Below are 19,312 nucleotides of genomic sequence, written 5' to 3'. Positions count from 1 at the left end.
GCGGTCTTTATGCGGTGGCCAGTTTCAGGGGGGCCGCGGAGGGCAGGGGGGTGAGCTGCCGGGCCAGGGCCTCGTCGTAGCGCTGGAGCACGAGGCGCGCCAGGGCCGGGTGGTCGCCGAGCGGGGCGGCCGCGGGGCCGGGTGCGGCGGCGGCGCACTGCGTGGCGAAGCGGCCGGGGGCGGTGAAGTACGAGGCCACCGCGATCCGGTGGTGGCCGCGGGCGGTGAGGGCGCGGACGGCGTCGGGCACGGTCGGGGCGGCGGCGGAGGCGTAGGCCGGTACGACGGCCGCGCCGCCGAGGCGTTCGGAGAGCAGGGCGGCGGTGCGGCGGGTGTCGGCCGCCGAGTCGGGGTCGCGGGAGCCCGCGGCGGCGAGGACGACGGCCGTGCCCGTGCCAGGGGCCCGGCCGGCCTCCAGGAGCCGCTCGTACAGGGCCTCGACCAGCAGCGGATGCGGGCCGAGCGGGGCGGCTACGCGGGTGTCCAGGTGGGCGGCGCGGGCGGCGGCCGCGGGGAGGTCCCGCTTGACGTGGTGGCCGCGGCCCAGGAGCAGCGGGACGAGCACGGCCGCGCCGGTGGCGTCGCGGAGGGTCTCGGCGAGCAGGGGCCGGTTCAGCTCGATGTGGCCGAGCCGGACGTCGAGGCGGGGGCGGAGCTCGCGGATCCGGTCGAGGAGGGCCAGGGCGGCGGGGAGGGCGCGGGGGTCGCGGCTGCCGTGGGCGACGGCGACGAGGGTGGGCTGCATGCGGGGGCTCCGTCGGACCGGCCCCCCGCCGGGCGCCACGGGCGCAATCCGCTGAGCTGCGTGCCGAGTTGGGTGGATATCCGGGTCAGCAGCTCCGTGGCGGTGGCGGGGGGAAAGGGGAGGGACAGGGACTCGGGAGGGTGCACCAGCTCCGTCATGAACCGATCCTGCGGGGCGCAGATGTCGGTGGCGTTGCGCAGGGGTGACGGGTGTTTACCGGGAGCTCACCCGCTCATTCGTACGAGTGAAAGGCGGGGAGCGGGGAACTGGGGTGCGGGCGTAGATCGTCAATGTGTGCGAACGACGTGTGGCGCAACGGGGGGAACGACCATGAAGCGGAAGTCGAAGTCGAAGTCGAAGCTGATGCAGGGCTGGATGAGGACGGTGGCAGGGCGGCGGCGGGCCGTCCAGGCGGTGGTGGCCGGGTGCGTGCTGTTGCTGCTGCCCTCGGCGTGGACGCACGCGGCGGCCGCGGACCGGCTGCGGAGCACGGCCGACGCGCCGGCCGCCGAGGTCGCGGTGGTGTTCGGCGCGGGTCTGTGGAACGGCCGGCCGACCCCGTATCTGGCCAGACGGCTCGACGCGGCGGTGGAGCTGTACCGCACGGGCAAGGCCAAGGTCGTGCTCGTCACCGGGGACAACAGCCGCACCGAGTACGACGAGCCCGACGCGATGCGGACGTACCTGACGGCCCACGGGGTGCCGGGTGACCGCGTCGTCAGCGACTACGCCGGGTTCGACACGTGGGACTCCTGCGTCCGGGCCAAGGAGATCTTCGGGGTGAAGCGGGCGGTGCTGATCAGCCAGGGCTTCCACATACGCCGGGCCGTCGCGCTGTGCGACGCGGCGGGCTTGGACTCGTACGGGATCGGCGTGGACGACGAGCACGATGCGACCTGGTATTACGGCGGCACGCGCGAGGTCTTCGCGGCGGGCAAGGCGGCGCTGGACGCGGCCTTCAAGCCGGAGCCGCGGTTCCTGGGGCCGAAGGAGCAGGGGGTGTCGCGGGTCCTGGGGGCCGTGGCACACTGACGCACCGTCGGCCGAGTATGCCGATTAGCCATATACCTTCGTCAGGGGTGTGGACCGTGGCTGTTGTGGATCTGACCGGCAAGGCCGTCGTCATCACCGGGGGAGCGCGCGGGCTGGGCGCGGCCGCCGCGCGGGCCGTCGTGGACGGGGGCGGCAGCGTGCTGATCACCGACGTGCTGGAGGCGGAGGGTGCGCGGACGGCGGCGAAGCTCGGCGGCGCGGCCCGGTTCCTACGGCACGACGTCACGAGCGAGGCCGACTGGCAAGCCGCCCTCGACCACGCGGTGGCCGAGTTCGGCCGGATCGACGGGCTCGTCAACAACGCCGGCATAGCCACCGGGCAGCTCCTGGAGCACGAGAGCGTCGAGCACTTCCGGCAGGTCGTCGAGATCAACCTGGTCGGCACCTTCATCGGCATCAAGGCCGCGATACCGCTGCTGCGGGCGAACGGCGGCGGCTCCATCGTCAACATCTCCTCCGCGGCCGGTCTCACGGGCCTGGCGCTCACCGCCGGTTACGGGGCCTCCAAGTGGGGCGTGCGCGGCCTGTCGAAGATAGGCGCGGTCGAGCTCGCCGAGGCGCGGATCCGCGTCAACTCGGTACACCCGGGCATGACGCTGACCCCGATGACGGCGCCGATCGGCATCCAGCCCGGCGAGGGCCGCTTCCCCGGTGCCCCGATGGGCCGCGTCGGCGCCCCCGAGGAGATAGCCGCGGCGGTCGCCTTCCTCCTCTCCGACGCCGCCGCGTACATGACCGGCGCCGAACTGGCGGTGGACGGCGGCTGGACGGCCGGCCCGCCGATCAGGCCCCTGGCGTCCCTCTGACCCGGCTTACGCCCTGACCCGGGCGGCGCGGGCACGGCCCCGTGGACACGGGAGGGGATCTAGCGGAACGTCGGGCGCAGTGCCTCGACCAGCCTCTCGACGAAGGCCGCCTCGCCGGCCGACGCCAGGTGGGGGTACTCGGCCTCGAAGTGCTCCCACTCCGTGCCGGGGTACGCGGCCTCGGCCAGGTTCGCGAAGCTTGAGGTGGTGCTCGAAGTAGCCGCCGCCCGGGCCCGGGCGGTCCGCCGTCCACGCAGCCGTCTCCGCCTTGACCCGGACCGGGTCGAAGCCGGCCGCCCGCAGCCGGGGCACCAGCGCCTCGTGGCCGTCGCGGTCCGGCAGCGTCAGCATCGGCTGCGAGACCATCCGGCCCCGGGCCAGCAGGATGTGCGTCACCTTCAACCCCCGCCCCCCGGCCCACGCTTCGAGCCGCGCCAGTTCCCCCGGGTCCGGACAGCGCACCGTCACGTGGGTTTCGTACTCGGACATGGCATCGATCTTCTCGGACATGCGTCCGGTGCGCATCGGGATTCCCGGCGGGGGGTAACCATCCGGTCACGCACCGGACTCAGAAAGTGCTCGCACGCCCCTCGTGGCAGCGATGTGTCGTACCCCACACTGAAGTGCGGTGCCCCCGTCCTCGGAGCCCTGGAGGTCGCCCCCGTGCAGACCCAGATCCTGACCGTCAACGTGAGCCCGCCCGTCCAGGACACCGAGGCCACCGCGGCTGAAGAGCCCGAGGTCGACGCCGTGGACGAGGAGCCCGAAGAGCCCGAAGCGCTGGAGCTCGTCGAGCAGGTGCCCGAACCGCGCCGGCGCGCCGACACCGGCGGAGCGAGCCCTTCCGCCGACCTGTTCCGCCAGTACCTGCGCGAGATAGGCAGGATCCCGCTGCTCTCCGCCGCCGAGGAGGTCGAGCTCGCGCGCCGCGTCGAAGCCGGCCTGTTCGCCGAGGAGAAGCTGGGCAACACCCCCGACCTCGACCTGCGGCTCGCCCTCGACCTCGACAAGCTCGTCGTCATGGGCCGGATGGCCAAGAGGCGCCTCATCGAGTCGAACCTCCGGCTCGTGGTCTCCGTCGCGAAGCGCTACGTGGGCCGCGGGCTCACCATGCTCGACCTCGTGCAGGAGGGGAACCTCGGACTTATCCGGGCCGTCGAGAAGTTCGACTACGCCCGCGGCTACAAGTTCTCCACCTACGCCACCTGGTGGATCCGGCAGGCGATGTCGCGGGCCCTCGCCGACCAGGCCCGCACCATCCGCGTGCCCGTCCACGTCGTCGAGCTGATCAACCGCGTCGTGCGCGTCCAGCGCCGCATGCTCCAGGAGCGCGGCTACGAGCCCACCGCCGAAGAGGTCGCCGTCCACCTGGAGCTGACCCCCGAGCGGGTACTGGAGGTGCTGCGCCTCGCACAGGAGCCCGTCTCGCTCCACGCACCGGTCGGCGAGGAGGACGACGTCGCCCTCGGCGACCTGATCGAGGACGGGGACGCCGCCTCGCCCATGGAGTCCGCCGCGTTCTTCCTGCTCCGCGAGCATCTGGAAGCGGTGCTGTCCACCCTCGGCGAGCGCGAGCGCAAGGTCGTGCAGCTGCGCTACGGCCTGGCCGACGGCAGGCCCCGCACCCTGGAGGAGATCGGGCGGATCTTCGGCGTGACCCGCGAACGGATCCGGCAGATCGAGTCCAAGACGCTCAACAAGCTGCGCGACCACGCCTTCGCCGACCAACTCCGCGGCTACCTGGACTGAGCCAGGAGACCGGAGCCAGGAGACCGGAGACCGGTACGGAGAAGGGGTGCCCCCCTCCGGAGGGCACCCCCACAGCAAGCCGGCACGCCGACGCTAGTCGACCTCGGCCACCGCCTGCGCGAACTGCGCCGCGTACAGGCGCGCGTACGCACCCTCCGCCTCCAGCAGCTCCTCGTGCGTGCCCTGCTCCACGATCGAGCCGTTCTCCATCACCAGGATCACGTCCGCGTCGCGGATCGTGGACAGCCGGTGCGCGATCACGAAGGACGTACGGCCGTGCGCCAGGCGCGCCATCGCCTTCTGGATCAGCACCTCGGTACGGGTGTCCACCGAGCTCGTCGCCTCGTCGAGCACCAGGATCACCGGGTCCGACAGGAACGCCCGGGCGATGGTGATCAGCTGCTTCTCGCCCGCGCTGACGCCCGCGCCCTCGTCGTCCAGCACGGTGTCGTAGCCGTCCGGCAGGGTGCGGATGAACCGGTCCGCGTGGGCGGCGCGCGCCGCCTCCTCGATCTCGGCGCGCGTGACCTCGCGCGCCGCGCCGTACGCGATGTTCTCCGCGATGGTCCCGCCGAACAGCCACGTGTCCTGGAGCACCATGCCGATGCCGCCGCGCAGTTCCTCGCGGGTCATCTTCGCGATGTCCACCCCGTCCAGGGCGATCTCGCCGCCCGTGACCTCGTAGAACCGCATCAGCAGGTTCACCAGCGTGGTCTTGCCGGCACCCGTCGGGCCGACGATCGCGACCGTCTGGCCGGGCTCGACCGTCAGCGACAGGTTCTCGATCAGCGGCTTGTCCGGCTCGTAGCGGAAGGCCACCTTGTCGAGCGTGACCTGGCCGCGGATCCGCTCCGGACGCTCCGGAACCTCGACGTCCGGCTCCTGCTCCTCCGCGTCGAGCAGCTCGTACACCCGCTCCGCCGAGGCGACACCGGACTGCACCAGGTTCGCCATCGAGGCGACCTGCGTCAGTGGCATCGAGAACTGGCGCGAGTACTGGATGAAGGCCTGCACGTCACCGATCGACAGGCTGCCCGAGGCCACCCGCAGACCGCCGACGACCGCCACCAGCACGTAGTTGATGTTCGAGATGAAGAACATCACCGGCTGCATGATCCCGCTGACCAGCTGCGCCTTGAACGAGGCCCGGTACAGCGCCTCGTTCTGCTCGGCGAAGACCGCCGCGGACTCCTTCTGCCGGCCGAAGACCTTGACCAGCGTGTGGCCCGAGTACATCTCCTCGATGTGAGCGTTGAGCGCGCCCGTCGACTTCCACTGCGCCACGAACTGCGGCTGCGACTTCTTGCCGATCTTCGCCGCGACGAAGACCGACACCGGGATCGTCACCAGCGCGACCAGCGCCAGCAGCGGGGAGATCCAGAACATCATCGCCAGCACGCCGACGATCGTCAGCAGCGAGTTGAGCAGCTGACCCATCGTCTGCTGGAGCGTCTGCCCGATGTTGTCGATGTCGTTGGTGGCCCGGCTGAGCACCTCGCCGCGCTTCTGCCGGTCGAAGTACGACAGCGGCAGCCGTGAAAGCTTCCCCTGCAGCTCCTCGCGCAGCCGGTACACGGTGCCGTTCATGATGTGGTTCGACAGCCGCGTCGCGACCAGCATCAGCAGGCCGGCGAGGGTGAAGACCACCAGCGCCCAGATCGCCACGACCCCGACGGCACCGAAGTCGATGCCCTCACCGGGGGTGAAGTCGGTGCCGGACAGCATGTCCGCCATCCCGCCCTCGCCCTTGGCGCGCAGCCCGTCCAGCGCCTGCTCCTTGGTGATCCCGGCCGGCATCTGCCGGCCGATGATCCCCGCGAACACAAGGTCGGTCGCCTCGCCGAGGATCTTCGGACCGACGACCGAGCACCCGACGCTGCCGACCACGGCGGCGACCATGCCCCACAGCTTGACCCGGTCCTGCGCGATCTGGCTCAGCAGCCGCTTGCCCGAGCCCTTGAAATCCATGGACCGCTCGGCCGGCCCCATCATCATCCGTCCTCCGGGCCCGCTCATGCGGCCTCCGCCTCCGTCAGCTGGGAGAGCACGATCTCCCGGTAGGTCTCGTTGTCGGCCATCAGCTCGTGGTGGCGTCCCTCGCCCACGACCTGGCCCTCGTCCAGCACGATGATCCGGTCGGCGTCGCGGATCGTGGAGACCCGCTGGGCGACGATGACCACCGTCGCCTCCTCCGTCTCGCGGGAGAGCGCCGCGCGCAGCGCCGCGTCCGTCGCGTAGTCGAGGGCCGAGAAGGAGTCGTCGAAGAGGTAGATCTCCGGGCGCTGCACCAGGGTGCGGGCGATGGCCAGGCGTTGGCGCTGGCCGCCGGAGACGTTGGTCCCGCCCTGGGTGATGGGCGCGTCCAGACCGCCGTCCAGCTCCGACACGAAGCCCTTGGCCTGCGCCACGTCCAGCGCGTGCCACAGCTCCTCGTCGGTGGCGTCGGGACGCCCGTACCGCAGGTTGGAGGCGACGGTTCCGGAGAAGAGGTACGGCTTCTGCGGGACCATGCCGACCGTCTTGGCCAGCAGTTCCGGGTCGAGGCGGCGTACGTCCTCACCGTCGACCAGCACATCGCCGCCGGTCGCGTCGAACAATCGCGGGACCAGGCCCAGCAGCGTGGACTTGCCGCTGCCGGTGGAGCCGATGACCGCGGTGGTCTCGCCGGGGCGGGCCACCAGGTCCACCCCGCGCAGCACCGGCGCCTCGGCGCCCGGGTAGCGGAAGTCGGCGCCGCGCAGCTCCAACTGCCCGCGGGCGAGCAGCTTGCGTACGGGGTCGACGGGCGGGACCACGCTGGACTCGGTGTCCAGGACCTCCTGGACGCGCTCGGCACAGACCTCGGCGCGCGGCACCATCATGAACATGAAGGTGGCCATCATCACGGCCATGACGATCTGCATCAGGTAGGCGAGGAAGGCCGTCAGCTGGCCGATCTCCATGCCGCCGCTGTCGATGCGCATCGCGCCGAACCAGATGACGGCGACGCTGGAGATGTTCACGACCACGATCACGGTCGGGAACATCAGCGCGAGCAGCTTGCCGGCCGCGAGGGAGACCCCGGTCAGGTCGGCGTTGGCCTCCCGGAAGCGGTCCTTCTCGTAGTCGTCGCGGATGAAGGCGCGGATCACGCGGTTGCCGGTGATCTGCTCGCGCAGCACCCGGTTCACGGTGTCCAGGCGGACCTGCATCTTCCGGAACAGTGGCCGCGTCCGGAAGACGATCGCGCCGACCGCCAGGCCGAGGACGGGGACCACGGCCAGCAGGACGCCCGACAGCTTCACGTCGAGCGAGAGCGCCATGGCGATGCCGCCGATGCACATGATCGGAGCCGAGACCATCAGCGTGAAGGTCATCAGGACCAGCATCTGGATCTGCTGCACGTCGTTCGTCGTACGCGTGATCAGCGAGGGCGCGCCGAACTGGCCGAGTTCGCGGGCCGAGAAGCTCTGCACCCGGTCGAAGACCGCGGCGCGGATGTCGCGGCCGACGGCGGCCGCGGTACGGGCGCCGAAGTAGACGGCTCCCATGTTGCACACGAGCTGGACGAGGGAGACGCCGAGCATCAGCGCGCCGAAGCGCAGGATGTAGCCGGTGTCCCCGCTGACGACACCGTTGTCGATGATGTCCGCGTTCAGCGTGGGCAGGTAGAGGCTTGCGCTGGTCTGCAGCAGTTGCAGCAGGACCAGGAGAGTGATCGGTTTCCGGTACGGACCCAGATGGGTCCGCAGAAGTCGTATGAGCACGCGTAGGCTCCGGTCGGCAAGATCGAGGGGGTTCACTCCATCTTCGGCCACCGCGCGGCCGATCCCCACCGGTTTTCGCAAAGGCCGGTCAAAAGGAGTAGACCGGCCGCCCGGCCTACTCCAGCGGCAGTAGGCCCCGCGCCCCAGCAGGCGTCGGGGTGCTCGGCCGCTAAGCCGCTCAGCCGCTCAGCCCTGGAACGCCCCGGGGTGGATCTGCTCCCGCGTCGCGATGTACTGCTGACGCACCGCCTGCCAGGCCGGGTACTCATCGCCCGGCTCGAAGACCTGCGCCGCCGGACCCGGCCACACCGGCGGGGTGTGCGGTGCCAGCGTGCCCTGCTGCACCCCGAGCGCCCAGGCGGCCTGGCGCGCCGCGCCCAGCGCCGCGTAGTCGGCCGGCGCCGGTACGACGACCTGCGTCCCGAACAGCCCCGGAGCCGCGGCCTGTACGGCGGGCAGCTCGGCCGCCGCGCCCAGCAGGAACACCCGGCGGATCTCCACCCCGCGCGAACGCAGCACGTCGAGCGCGTCCACCAGCCCGCACAGCATGCCCTCGAACGCGGCCCGCGCCAGGTGCTCCGGCTTCATCGAGTCCCGCCGCAGCCCGGACAGGGTCCCCGCGGTGTGCGGCAGGTTCGGCGTCCGCTCACCCTCCAGGTACGGCAGGAGTACGAGGCCGTGCGCACCCGGCGTCGACTTCAGCGCGAGCTCGGACAGCCCCTCCAGATCGGTGCCGAGCAGCTCGGCGGTGCCGCGCAGCGCCCGTACGGCATTGGAGGTGTTCACCACCGGCAGGTGCATGCCGCCGGCGTCGGCCAGCGAGGTGATCAGTCCGCCCGGCTCCGACAGCGCCTCGCGGTGCACGGCCATCACCGAGCCGGAGGCGCCCAGCGAGACCACCGCGTCGCCGGGGCCGAGGCCCAGCCCGAGCGCGGCGGCCATGGTCTCCCCGGTGCCGGCGGAGATCAGCAGCCCCTCCGGTGTCATCCCGGCGGCCTCGGCCGGCCCGAGCACCTCGGGCAGCAGCGCCATGTGCCCGAGCGCCAGCTCGACCAGATCGGGGCGGTAGGAGCCGGTGGCCGGTGACCAGTACCCGGTACCCGAGGCGCCGCCGCGGTCGGTGGTCCGCCGGGCCGGCCGGCCCAGCAGCTGCCAGACCAGCCAGTCGTGCGGGGACATCAGTACGGCCACCCGGCGGGCCGCCTCCGGCTCGGTGCGGGCCAGCCAGGCCAGCTTCGCCACAGGCTGCGCGGAGTGCGGGACGGACCCGACGGCCTCGGCCCAGGCCTGCCGGCCGCCGAGGGCCTCGATCAGGTCGGCGACGGCCACCTGCCCGCGCTTGTCGTTGCCGATCAGGGCCGGGCGTACGAGGGCGCCCTGCTGGTCCAGGGGCAGCAGCCCGTGCTGCTGCGCGGAGACGCCGATGGCCTGCACGCCTTCGAGGAGCCCGCCGCCGGCGGCCTCGCCGAGGGAGAGCAGCCAGGCCTGCGGGTCGGTCTCGTGGGGGTGGACGCTCTCGGGATCGCCGGCCGGCTGTGGATGCGGGGCGTACCCCTGGCGCAGCACGGCACCCGTGTCGGTGTCACAGACGACGATGCGAGTGAAGGCGGAAGAGCTGTCCAGCCCGGCGACTATCCCCATGCGGAGAATTCTGCCGCACGCCGGGGCGGGATCCGCCGCCCGGAGGCGCCGGATCCCGCCCGGTTCCAGCGGTTCAGGTGTTGCTGGTGCCCCATTCATCTTCGGAGCCGCCGCCGGCCCGGTCGCGCAGTCCGCGTACCCGCCCGGAGAGCGAGGCGGGCACCGCGTCGCCGACCTTGTGGCTCACGGCGGCGTAGGCCTTCCCGGCGTACTCCCGGCCCGTGTGTCCGGCGCTCTCGGCGGCATTGCGCACCGCGGGGTTCTGCGCGATCTCGCGCATGGACTTCTTCAGCTGCTCGTAACGCTCGCGCCCCGCGCGGGTTCCGAGGACGTATCCGAGGGCCAGTCCGACCACGAACGTGACCTTGTACCGCATGCCTGCCACCCTTCGTCGTGTGGTGCCCGGCCTGCTGGAGATACCGATTGGCGGAGCACCCCCCTGCTTGCGCTAATCTATGACTCGCAACGGGCGCTCGCCCCTCCAGCAAGGCCGGAGGTGGGCTGTTCGGTGCACCGCAGCAATCCCCTGTAGCTCAATTGGCAGAGCAGCCGGCTGTTAACCGGCAGGTTACTGGTTCGAGTCCAGTCGGGGGAGCGCAGTCCCCTGTAGCTCAATTGGCAGAGCAGCCGGCTGTTAACCGGCAGGTTACTGGTTCGAGTCCAGTCGGGGGAGCATGAAAGAAGAGGACCTCACACGAGGTCCTCTTTCTTTTTGCCCTGGTTCTGGAACCGGGCAGCCCTCAGAACGGTCTCCCTCAGCAGGCGAAGCCGATCATGCGAGGCATCCGAGGCAGGAGATCGTATGAGCGGCTATGCTGCGGCAGACGGCGCGCACACATGTACGCGCCACGCCGTGAAGGGGCGGTAGCTCAGCCGGTTAGAGCAGCGGACTCATAATCCGTCGGCCGTGGGTTCGAGTCCCACCCGCCCCACTGCGCACCAGATGTGCAGAAACGATCTGGCCAGCTTCTTTGCTGGCGGCGTGAGTCGCTGCGGTGATCTTGGCGGCCCTTCGGGGCCGCCTTTCGCGTTCCCGGGGACGCCCAGGGGACGCAGCCGCGGCGAACGCGGCCGAAGGGTCGCGCGAAGACGACGCCCGCGGGCCGACCCGCTTCCCTCCCGCGCTGAAGCGGTCGGGCTCGGCGGGGCGGCGGTGGTCCTGGTGGGGATCCCTGCAGGGATGTACTACGGCGGGTGGGCCATGGGGGAGGGGGCCCCGGCCCGTGGGCAGCCCTGCTGTTCATCCTGCGCTCCGGCATGAGCGAGGAGCAGCGGATGCACGATCAGGGCGTGACCGAACAGGCTGTGGTGACGGAGTGGATCCGTACGTCCGACCCCATGAGCGGCGTCTACGACCAGGTCACCCGGGACCCGCAGGGCGACGTGCCGATCCGCCTGGGCCCCCGCCCCGGCGCCCCAGGCGGCGTCCTCGCCACGATCACCCTCGTCGTGGTCCTGGGCACCAGCCTCACCCTGAGCACCGGAGCCGCGGCCGTCGTCAAGGACTGGTAGGCCCTGCCGGCACGAACCGCACGAACCGCCCTGTGACCACACCGCAGGCGAAGAAGCGTTCTCGCTTGCGGCTTTGGCGTACTCGGGAACGGCCGAGAGCGGCCGGTGTCCGGTGCGCCGAGTGCCCGGTCCCGCACGCGTGGCGATCACCAGGGGGAGGGCGGATCATGGGACTGCCGGTAGGCAGGTCCGGTCGGCGTCACCCATGGCTCGGCCGGGGAACGGCCCGGCAGACGAGGCGAGCACCTGCCTCTGCCAGACGCGCGAGCAGTCCCGGACCGCGCTGGAGAACGAGAACAGGTGATCACTCATGTGCCGATGGCTTGCGTACTCGGGAACGCCCCTCCTGCTCGACACCATCCTGTACAAACCCGAGCACTCACTGATCGACCAGAGCCTGCACTCCAAACTGGGTGTGGAGACGACGAACGGCGACGGCTTCGGCGTCGGGTGGTACACGGAGGACGGCGGTACTCCGGGGGTCCTGCGGGACGTGGGACCCGCCTGGAACAACCGCAACCTGCGGGAAATCGCGGACCACGTCCGATCCCCCCTGTTCTTCGCCCACATCCGGGCGTCGACCGGAACGGCGGTGCAGCAGACGAACTGCCACCCCTTCCGGCACGGTCGCTGGCTGTGGATGCACAACGGGTCCATCGCCGACTTCCACCTCATACGGCGCGAACTCGCCCTGCTCGTCGACCCCGCGCTGTTCAACGACATCGAGGGAACGACGGACTCCGAGATGATGTTCTACCTCGCGGTCACCTTCGGCCTGGACCAGGACCCGCCCGGCGCCGTCGCACGGATGGCGGGAGTCGTGGAACGCATCGGCCGGGAGCACGGGGTCGAGTTCCCGCTCCAGATGACGGTCGCCGTGACCGACGGCGTACGCATCTGGGCCTTCCGCTACTCCAGCAAGGGCGAATCCCGGTCGTTGTTCTACAGCAGCCGTGTGGACACCCTGCGCAAACTGCACCCCGACATCGCGTTCTTGCAGGAGGTGTCCGACGAGACCCGCCTCATCGTGTCCGAACCCCTCGGCGACTTGCCCGGCGCCTGGAACGAGGTGCCGGAGAGCAGCTACGGCGTCGTACAGCCGGGAGCGGACGAGATGTTCCCCTTCACCCCTCAGGCGGCCTGACGCCGCGATCGCTGCCCGTGCCCACAGCCACTACGGAGGCGCGCCATGAACGAGTCGATGCTGAACCTGGCGGTGGACTACCCGCTGCTGAACATGTTCTGGACCATGATGATGATCTTCCTCTGGGTGCTCTGGTTCATGCTGCTCTTCCGGATCATCGGCGACATCTTCCGCGACGATGAACTGGGCGGCTGGGGCAAGGCGGGGTGGACCATCTTCGTCATCATCCTGCCGTTCCTCGGGGTGTTCGTGTACCTGATCGCCCGCGGGCGCGGGATGGGCGAACGCGAGCTGGTCCGGATGCAGCGCAGCGAACAGGAGTTCCGCTCCTACGTGCAGGAGACCGCCGGAGCCACCAGTCAGGCGGAGGAGATCGCCCGGCTCGCCGAGCTCAAGAACAAGGGCGACATCACGGCTGCCGAGTTCGAGCAGGCCAAGGCCAAGGTCCTCGCGGCGTAGCGGCCGGAGCGGGGAAGCCTGGCAGCGGGAACCGTCGTACGGGGTTGAAGGTGCGTTGCCATGGTGCTCGACCTGCTCGTCATCGGCCTGGTCATCACGCTCTACCCGTTGCCGATCGCGGCGTTCGTCGTGGTCGTGTCGGCTCCCCGCGGCGTGCGGAAGGGACTGGCGTTCATCCTCGCCTGGCTCGCGTGCCTGGTGGCGGTGATCGCCGTCGTCCTGCTCCTCACCGACGGGGAGCCGCCCCCGCCGCGCTCCCCTCCCTCCACCGCCGCACTCGTGATCAAACTGGCCCTCGGGCTCGGCCTGATCGTGTACAGCGAGCGCAAGCGGCGTCGGCGCCGTACGGCCGATGCCCGCGCCGGCGCGACGGACGTGAACCAGGTGGCATCCAAGAGCCCGAGGAAGAGCTCCAGGATGGACCAGGTCACCGTGTGGTCCGCGGCCTCGCTCGCCGTGCTCCTCCAGCCCTGGGGCATGGTCGGCCTCGCCGCCACCACGGTGCTGGAGGCCGACCTCTCCCACGGTGAGTCGTACGTGGCGCTGCTCGCCTTCTGCGTCCTGGCCACGTCCACCCTGCTGACGATGGAGCTGTACATGGTGTTCGCGCCGCAGCGGGCACAGCAGGCGCTGACGGACCTGCGCGCATGGCTGGACCGTCACAAGGAGCAGGCGATCGTCGTCACGTGCCTCCTCCTCGGTCTGTGGACCGTGGCCAGGAGCCTCTACGAGCTCACCGCCTGAACTGCCGGGCGGTCAGGGGCAGGCGGTGGCCGGGTCGTCGTGGACGAGCGCGCAGACCATCTGCGCGCCGCGCCGGTGATCGGGGTACGCCGTGAGCAGCTCGGCCTTGAAGTCGTTCCACTGACGGGTGATCTCGGTGGTCGCTCCGGCCGTCGCGTGGCCGAAGTTGTCGCCCGTCTTCGAGCGGGCGGATGCGGCGGTGTCCTTGTTCAGGACCCGGTTGTGGGCGACGCGGCCGTCGCAGTCGGCGGCTTTGACGCCGGTGGAATCGATGTCGGGGTAGCAGCCGGTGGCGAGGTCCGCGGGGATGCGCTCGCGTGCCTCCTGGGTCCAGTCGGCGTCCTTCATGGCGCTGTAGCGGCGGATGTCGAGGAACGGCGCCGTGCCCGTACGCGCCAGGCCGGGCGGGTTGTCGAGGCCGATCGGGCCGGGGGCGGGCCGGTCGCTCCAGTTGGAGTGCGAGTAGAAGTCCTCGATCTGGTGCCAGCCGCGGCCGAGCTGTTCGAGCACGGCGCATTTGGCCCGGCCGGGCTTCCCGTCCCATGCGCAGGGGGAGGACAGGTCGCTCTGGTCGGTGCGCACTTTGCCGTCGGCGTCCACGAGGCCGTCCGCGGCCCGGACCGCGGCCCGGAATCGGGTGACGGAGGTGCGGATGCAGGCGAGGAGCTCGGTGGTGGCCTCGTCCCGGGTGCGGGGGTAGTCGGGGGCGTAGCGGGGGCCGAGGTAGTCGGCGTTGTCGCAGTGCAGGGGGCCGACGTCGAAGTAGGGGCGGTGGTCGTTGGCGTTGATCGCCCCGTCGCGGGCGTCGGCCATCGCCGTCAGAGTGATCGGTTCCCAGGGCAGTGCGGCCCGGGTGACGTCCTCGTGGTTGTCACCGGTGAACGCATGGGCGGCGCCGCTCGGCGCGGCGGTGAGGGCGGCCGCCAGGAGGGCCACGACGGCTACGGAGGCGGTCCGGGGCGGGCGGAGCGGCAGGCGGTGGGACATACGGGCCTCCAGGCGTACGGGGGCGCGGAGGCCGGGGCCCGACAGGCACCGATCCTGGTGACCGCCCCGGTCCCGGCGGCCGTGCTTCCATGCTGCGCGCCCGGCCCGGCCCCCGCATGCGCGCCGCCCCGCATGCGCACCGCTGCGGCATGCGGGCAGCCGGCGGCTACGGCTCCGGCGAGCGCGGCTGGGTCGAGGGGATCCGCTGGGTGAAGAACAGGGCGATGAGCGCGGCCAAGGCCAGGATGGCCAGTGACGCGCGCAGGCCGTCGAGCCTGGCCTCCTCGTTCGCGTCCAGCGCCGCCTGGGACACCTCCGGGCTCACGCCGGCTTCGTCGAGGGCGGTCTTGAGCTGGGCGTCGGACAGGAACGGTGCGCCGCTCTGGAGCTGGACGGTCGCCTGGCTCGTGACGCTGTCCGGGACGGCCGGGTTCGCCCCGACGCTGGTCAGGAAGGAGGACGTGAGCGCGGCGATCATGATCGATCCGGCGAGGGCCGTACCGATCGAGGCGCCGAGGTTGGTGACGGCGTTCTGCACGCCGCCGACCTCCGCACTCTGCGCCTGCGGCACCGCGGACACGGTGACCGACCCGAGCTGGGACGCCAGCGCGCCCATGCCGAGCCCGATCAGCAGGAGGGGGACGGTGACGACTTCCGCGCCGGCGTCCGCGTCGAGCGCGGCCATCAGGACCACCGCCCCCGCGAGCAGCGCGAGGATCCCGAGCCGCACCACGCGCCGCGGGGAGACGTCCGGGAGGTAGCGCGGGATCAGGGTCGCGGCGGCCAGAAGGCTGACCGAGAGCGGCAGGAGGCGGGCGCCGGTCGCCAGCGCCGACAGGCCCAGGGCGACGGACAGGTAGAGCGGGACGACGAAGAACACGCCCATCTGCACGAGGTACTGGAAGAAGAACATCGTCAGGCCACCGGTGAGCTGTTTGTTCCGCAGCATGCCGGGATCGACGAGGGGATCGCGGCTCCGCTCGACGACCCTGGCCTCCCAGCGCAGGAAGAGCCAGAGCAGCGCCAGGCCCGCCAGCATCAGCCACGCCGTCAGGGACATCCCGAGCCACTGGGGCGTGTCGGGCTTCGGCTGGAACCAGCCCCATTCGTCGGACCGGAGCACGCCGTAGACGAAGATCCCGAGCCCGGCCGCGGAGAGGACGGCGCCGGTGTAGTCGATGCTCCGGCGTTCGCCGGGCGGGGCGTCCGCGATACGGCGCGCGAGCACGAGGATGGCGAGCACCACCAGGACCTCTCCGGCGAAGACCCACCGCCAGGAGAAGTACGTCGTCGCGATGCCGCCGATGAGCGGCCCGACCGCGATCGCGATCGCCCCCGCCGCGACGACGAGCCCGTAGGCGGCGGGGCGGCGTTCGACGGAGAAGTTGCCGGCGACGAGCGCGACGATCGCGGGCAGGATGAGCGACGCCCCGATCCCCTCCAGGAACGACCATCCGAGCAGCAGCACGGTCAGGTTCGGTGCGAGCGACGTGGTGAGGGAACCGGCCCCGTAGATGCAGCAGCCGATCATGAACGAGCGTTTGCGGCCGATCAGCGCCCCGACCTTGCCGCCCGGGATCATGAACATCGCCATCACGAGGGTGTAGGCCGTGATCGCACCCTGGATGCCCGTCACGGTCGTGCCCACGTCCTCGGCCACCGTGGCGATGGACACGTTCATGACGGAGCTGTCGAGTGCCATCAGGAATTGACCGGACGCGAGCGTCACCAGGACGACTCGCGACTTCGCCGAACTCTCGGCCGTGCCTGCCCGGGATGACATGGACGCATGCTTCCAGCCGCCCGTGGGCCCCGTGGACCGACCCGCCGGGCAGTCAGCCGGATGGGGGCGAGGCCCGGGACGGCACCGTACGCGGGCCGGCGCCCGCCCCACCGGTCCCCCTGCGAGCCGCAGGCGCAGACGCGACTGCACCTGCGGCATCGGCCGCTCCGAGGGGGGATCCGGGCCGGCTGTCGGCTAGAAGTTCTCCGTCTCGTCCGCCAAGTGGCGCAGTACGTCGTTCAGGTCCTGGCGGCGGGCGAAAGCCGCGCGTTGGCGGTGGGCGCCGGAGCCGTCGCGCAAGAGGCCTCCCAGGGTCTTGGCCGCGTGGTCGAGATCGCCCGACGCCGCGAGTTCCGGGGCGACCAGGTCCAGCAGGGCCTCGGCCAGGTCCGCCGCCGGGACTTCCACCCCCGTGTACGGGTCGAGGCCGAAGCCCTCCAGTCCGTCGTGGGCCCCCCGCCAGCGCGCGAGGTGCAGTACGTCCTCCCGCAGCGCCGGTTCGGGACGCTGCTCCGCGATGTCCCGCAGGACCGTCGCCACCAGGGCGCGGACCAGCTCGGCCTGGAGGATCGCCGTGTCGATGTCCGGGGACATGTCGGGCGCCCGGATCTCAAGCGTCGGCCAGTGCCCGGACGGGCGCAGGTCCCAATAGACCATCTTCGTGTCCAGGGCAGCCCCCGAGCCGAGCAGGGTCTGCACCGAGCGGCGGAAGTGGGCCGTGGACGTGAAGTGCGGGGGCAGCCCGGCCGAGGGCCAGCCCGACCAGGCCATCGCCCGCCAGCTGGCGTGCCCCGTGTCACGGCCGCCCCAGAACGGCGAGTTGGCGGCCAGCGCGATCAGCGTGGGCAGCCATGGTCTGACCCGGTTCGACACCGCCACCGCGGTGTCCACGTCGAGGGTGCCGATGTGGATGTGCCGGCCGCAGCTGACCAGGGTCTCGGTCAGCGAGCCGAAGCGGCGGTGCTGCTCGCGCTGGCGCGGCTCGTCGTCGGTCAGGTGCAGCGGCCCCTCCACGGCCACGACCGGCGAGGGTGCGGCCAGCAGCCGGCAGCCGTGGGCGCGGGCCGCCCGGGCGAGGGTGCGCCGCAGCGTGGCGAGCTCCGCGCGCAGCACGGGCGCCGAATCGGCGACGGGGGTGGAGATCTCCACCTGGTAGCGGGTGCCCTCGGGGTGCACTTCGTGGGGCAGGCCCGCGGCGGTGGCCAGGACGAGCGGGGCGGCCGGGACCACCCGGAAGGTACGGGCGTCGACGAGGAGGAACTCCTCCTCGACACCTACGGTCAGCGGGGACGTGAGAGGGGTCGCGTGGACTCCGTTGTCCGCGCCGCCGGTGCTCGTGGTGCTGTTGCCAGGTTCGATCACTACGCCTCCCTGGACATACGAGTCGTTTCATCATGAGCTGAACGGCAGGGGAGGAGCGCACGTCGATTCAGTCAAATGTCGGGTGATAGTGGCGAGTTACCGGCAAGCACCGGCCCGGTCTGAGGCCGCGGATCCGGGTGGGGCGACTGGTGCGGGTGCGTGAGCGGGCCGGGATGCGGACGGGCTCCGGCGCGTTAATGTCTGGGGCCGCCGAACGCCCCCTGGTTATCATCCGCTGTGACCGGTACGAGCACCCCCACGCCCACTCCCGCCCGACGCCCGACGCGCATATTCGCGGACCTGACCCCGCTGCGCACCTCCCCGGACTACCGGCGGCTGTGGGTCGGCAGCACCATCTCCTGGATGGGCCAGGCGATGACCGCCCTCGCGATCTCGCTCCAGGTCTACGACATCACCGGCTCCAGCTTCTCGGTCGGGCTCGTCGGACTCTTCTCCCTCGTCCCGCTCGTCGTCTTCGGCCTCTACGGCGGTGCCATCGCCGACACCGTCGACCGGCGCAAGCTCGGCCTGTACAGCTCCCTCGGCCTGACGGCCCTGTCGATCGCGCTGGCCGGCGCCGCGCTCCTCGGCTACCACCGGGTCTGGCTGATGTACACGGTCGTCGCGCTCCAGGCGGTCTGCGGCGCCCTCAACGGACCCGCCCGCTCCGCGATGATCCCGCGGCTGCTGCCGACCGAGCAGCTGCCCGCCGCCAACGCGCTGAACTCGGTGACGATGACCTCCGGGACGATGATCGGCCCGGTGCTCGGCGGGCTCATCGTCGGCTGGTGGGGCTACCAGGCCGCGTACCTGATCGACGCCGTCACCTTCTGCGCCGCGCTCTACGCGGTGTGGCGGCTGCCCGCGATGCTGCCCGAGCGGGAGGGAGGCAAGCGGGGGCGGGCCTCCGTACTGGACGGACTGCGCTTCCTCGGCACCCGGCCGAACATCCGGATGACCTTCTTCTCCGACATGGCCGCCATGGTGCTGGCCCAGCCGAAGGCGCTGTTCCCCGCCATCGCCGTGCTCTGGTACGGCGGCGACGCCAAGACCGTCGGCCTGCTGGTGGCCGCGCCCGCCGTCGGGGCGCTGCTGGGCGGGCTGTTCTCCGGCTGGCAGGGCCGGATCCGTCGGCACGGGCTGGCGATCCTGATCTCCGTGGCCGCCTGGGGGCTGGCCATCGCCGTCTTCGGGCTCACCCGCGACCTGTGGCTCGGGCTGTTCTTCCTGGCCCTGGCGGGCTGGGCCGACACCATCTCCATGGTGTTCCGCTCCACGATGATGCAGGCCGCGACCCCGGACGAGATGCGCGGGCGTCTGCAGGGCGTGTTCATCGTGGTCGTCGCGGGCGGGCCCCGGCTCGGGGACTTCCTCGCCGGGACCACCGCCGACCTGACCTCCCCGGCCGTGGCGATCACGGGCGGCGGGCTCGGCTGCGTACTGGTGCTGCTCCTGCTGGCCCTGCGCTGGCGCGGGTTCGCCCGCTACGACGCGAGGTCGCCGCAGGCATGACGGGGGGCGCCCCGGGGGGCGGGCGTCAGACCGGTTCCAGGAGAGTACGGCCGGAAGGGCGCCGGTGAC

General features: G+C 71.4%; 16 protein-coding genes and 3 tRNA genes. 11 read left to right on the top strand and 8 right to left on the bottom strand.

Features of this window, described 5'->3' with window-relative positions; translation table 11 throughout:
• Window positions 1-7 precede the first annotated feature (7 nt).
• Window positions 8-823, bottom strand: a complete 816-nt coding sequence (locus OG509_RS13095) for a sirohydrochlorin chelatase (protein WP_406187565.1) — start codon at window positions 821-823, stop codon at window positions 8-10.
• 252 nt (window positions 824-1,075) lie between these two features.
• Here OG509_RS13095 and OG509_RS13090 point away from each other — a divergent pair, with 252 nt between their 5' ends.
• From OG509_RS13090 to OG509_RS13080, 3 genes are all read left to right on the top strand, one after another.
• Window positions 1,076-1,777 carry a vancomycin high temperature exclusion protein gene (locus OG509_RS13090; protein ID WP_406182669.1) on the top strand — a complete coding sequence of 234 codons (702 nt, stop codon included), beginning with the start codon at window positions 1,076-1,078 and terminating at the stop codon, window positions 1,775-1,777.
• A gap of 17 nt (window positions 1,778-1,794) precedes the next feature.
• Entirely contained in the window at window positions 1,795-2,604 is an 810-nt protein-coding gene (locus tag OG509_RS13085) for a glucose 1-dehydrogenase (protein ID WP_406182667.1), read from the top strand.
• A gap of 603 nt (window positions 2,605-3,207) precedes the next feature.
• A complete protein-coding gene (locus tag OG509_RS13080) occupies window positions 3,208-4,353 on the top strand; it encodes an RNA polymerase sigma factor (RefSeq protein WP_406182666.1) in 1,146 nt (381 codons plus the stop codon).
• Between the two features lie 93 nt (window positions 4,354-4,446).
• Here the strand turns inward: OG509_RS13080 and OG509_RS13075 are convergent, their stop codons facing one another.
• The 4 genes from OG509_RS13075 to OG509_RS13060 all read right to left on the bottom strand — a co-directional run bounded on the left by OG509_RS13075 (window position 4,447) and on the right by OG509_RS13060 (window position 10,116).
• Window positions 4,447-6,369, bottom strand: a complete 1,923-nt coding sequence (locus OG509_RS13075; RefSeq protein WP_406182664.1) for an ABC transporter ATP-binding protein — start codon at window positions 6,367-6,369, stop codon at window positions 4,447-4,449.
• Window positions 6,366-8,099 (bottom strand): ABC transporter ATP-binding protein, encoded by a 1,734-nt coding sequence (locus OG509_RS13070; RefSeq protein WP_406182662.1) that lies wholly within the window; start codon window positions 8,097-8,099, stop codon window positions 6,366-6,368. Before OG509_RS13070 ends, OG509_RS13075 begins: the two co-directional genes overlap by 4 nt.
• Window positions 8,100-8,285: 186 nt before the next feature.
• Window positions 8,286-9,740: an FGGY family carbohydrate kinase gene (locus OG509_RS13065; RefSeq protein WP_406182660.1), complete on the bottom strand. Its 1,455-nt coding sequence runs from the start codon at window positions 9,738-9,740 to the stop codon at window positions 8,286-8,288.
• 73 nt (window positions 9,741-9,813) lie between these two features.
• Window positions 9,814-10,116: a YtxH domain-containing protein gene (locus OG509_RS13060; protein ID WP_406182658.1), complete on the bottom strand. Its 303-nt coding sequence runs from the start codon at window positions 10,114-10,116 to the stop codon at window positions 9,814-9,816.
• Between the two features lie 146 nt (window positions 10,117-10,262).
• Here OG509_RS13060 and OG509_RS13055 point away from each other — a divergent pair.
• From OG509_RS13055 to OG509_RS13025, 7 genes are all read left to right on the top strand, one after another.
• Window positions 10,263-10,335, top strand: a tRNA-Asn gene (locus OG509_RS13055).
• 5 nt (window positions 10,336-10,340) lie between these two features.
• A tRNA-Asn gene (locus OG509_RS13050) sits at window positions 10,341-10,413 on the top strand.
• Window positions 10,414-10,598: 185 nt separating this feature from the next.
• Window positions 10,599-10,672: transfer RNA gene (locus OG509_RS13045), tRNA-Ile, on the top strand.
• A gap of 262 nt (window positions 10,673-10,934) precedes the next feature.
• Entirely contained in the window at window positions 10,935-11,252 is a 318-nt protein-coding gene (locus OG509_RS13040; RefSeq protein ID WP_406182657.1) for a hypothetical protein, read from the top strand.
• Between the two features lie 310 nt (window positions 11,253-11,562).
• Window positions 11,563-12,396, top strand: a complete 834-nt coding sequence (locus tag OG509_RS13035) for a class II glutamine amidotransferase (RefSeq protein WP_406182655.1) — start codon at window positions 11,563-11,565, stop codon at window positions 12,394-12,396.
• A gap of 45 nt (window positions 12,397-12,441) precedes the next feature.
• On the top strand, window positions 12,442-12,855 hold the full coding sequence (locus OG509_RS13030) for an SHOCT domain-containing protein (protein ID WP_406182653.1): 414 nt from the start codon (window positions 12,442-12,444) through the stop codon (window positions 12,853-12,855).
• Window positions 12,856-12,915: 60 nt separating this feature from the next.
• The gene (locus tag OG509_RS13025; protein ID WP_406182651.1) at window positions 12,916-13,599 is read left to right on the top strand and encodes a GAP family protein; all 684 of its coding nucleotides are present in this window, start codon (window positions 12,916-12,918) and stop codon (window positions 13,597-13,599) included.
• Between the two features lie 12 nt (window positions 13,600-13,611).
• Here OG509_RS13025 and OG509_RS13020 read toward each other — a convergent pair whose 3' ends face one another.
• The 3 genes from OG509_RS13020 to OG509_RS13010 all read right to left on the bottom strand — a co-directional run bounded on the left by OG509_RS13020 (window position 13,612) and on the right by OG509_RS13010 (window position 17,731).
• Window positions 13,612-14,586, bottom strand: a complete 975-nt coding sequence (locus OG509_RS13020; RefSeq protein ID WP_406182650.1) for a hypothetical protein — start codon at window positions 14,584-14,586, stop codon at window positions 13,612-13,614.
• A gap of 166 nt (window positions 14,587-14,752) precedes the next feature.
• Window positions 14,753-16,369, bottom strand: a complete 1,617-nt coding sequence (locus OG509_RS13015; RefSeq protein ID WP_406182648.1) for an MFS transporter — start codon at window positions 16,367-16,369, stop codon at window positions 14,753-14,755.
• Between the two features lie 195 nt (window positions 16,370-16,564).
• Entirely contained in the window at window positions 16,565-17,731 is a 1,167-nt protein-coding gene (locus tag OG509_RS13010) for a glutamate--cysteine ligase (protein WP_406182647.1), read from the bottom strand.
• Between the two features lie 237 nt (window positions 17,732-17,968).
• On the opposite strand from OG509_RS13010, the gene OG509_RS13005 reads away from it, so the two are divergent.
• On the top strand, window positions 17,969-19,243 hold the full coding sequence (locus tag OG509_RS13005; protein WP_406182645.1) for an MFS transporter: 1,275 nt from the start codon (window positions 17,969-17,971) through the stop codon (window positions 19,241-19,243).
• Window positions 19,244-19,312 lie beyond the last annotated feature (69 nt).

The sequence above is a fragment of the Streptomyces sp. NBC_01006 genome, assembly GCF_045162725.1.
In the GTDB taxonomy this organism is placed as follows: domain Bacteria; phylum Actinomycetota; class Actinomycetes; order Streptomycetales; family Streptomycetaceae; genus Streptomyces.
This window is presented reverse-complemented; position numbering and strand designations above follow the sequence as displayed.

What these genes read in the sequence shown, in the direction of transcription:
- OG509_RS13065 (WP_406182660.1), bottom strand. Translation starts at nt 9,740, where the DNA reads ATGGGGATAGTCGCCGGGCTGGACAGCTCTTCCGCCTTCACTCGCATC.
- OG509_RS13060 (WP_406182658.1), bottom strand. Translation starts at nt 10,116, where the DNA reads ATGCGGTACAAGGTCACGTTCGTGGTCGGACTGGCCCTCGGATACGTC.
- OG509_RS13035 (WP_406182655.1), top strand. Translation starts at nt 11,563, where the DNA reads ATGTGCCGATGGCTTGCGTACTCGGGAACGCCCCTCCTGCTCGACACC.
- OG509_RS13020 (WP_406182650.1), bottom strand. Translation starts at nt 14,586, where the DNA reads ATGTCCCACCGCCTGCCGCTCCGCCCGCCCCGGACCGCCTCCGTAGCC.
- OG509_RS13090 (WP_406182669.1), top strand. Translation starts at nt 1,076, where the DNA reads ATGAAGCGGAAGTCGAAGTCGAAGTCGAAGCTGATGCAGGGCTGGATG.
- OG509_RS13025 (WP_406182651.1), top strand. Translation starts at nt 12,916, where the DNA reads ATGGTGCTCGACCTGCTCGTCATCGGCCTGGTCATCACGCTCTACCCG.
- OG509_RS13030 (WP_406182653.1), top strand. Translation starts at nt 12,442, where the DNA reads ATGAACGAGTCGATGCTGAACCTGGCGGTGGACTACCCGCTGCTGAAC.
- OG509_RS13085 (WP_406182667.1), top strand. Translation starts at nt 1,795, where the DNA reads ATGCCGATTAGCCATATACCTTCGTCAGGGGTGTGGACCGTGGCTGTT.
- OG509_RS13015 (WP_406182648.1), bottom strand. Translation starts at nt 16,369, where the DNA reads ATGTCATCCCGGGCAGGCACGGCCGAGAGTTCGGCGAAGTCGCGAGTC.
- OG509_RS13075 (WP_406182664.1), bottom strand. Translation starts at nt 6,369, where the DNA reads ATGAGCGGGCCCGGAGGACGGATGATGATGGGGCCGGCCGAGCGGTCC.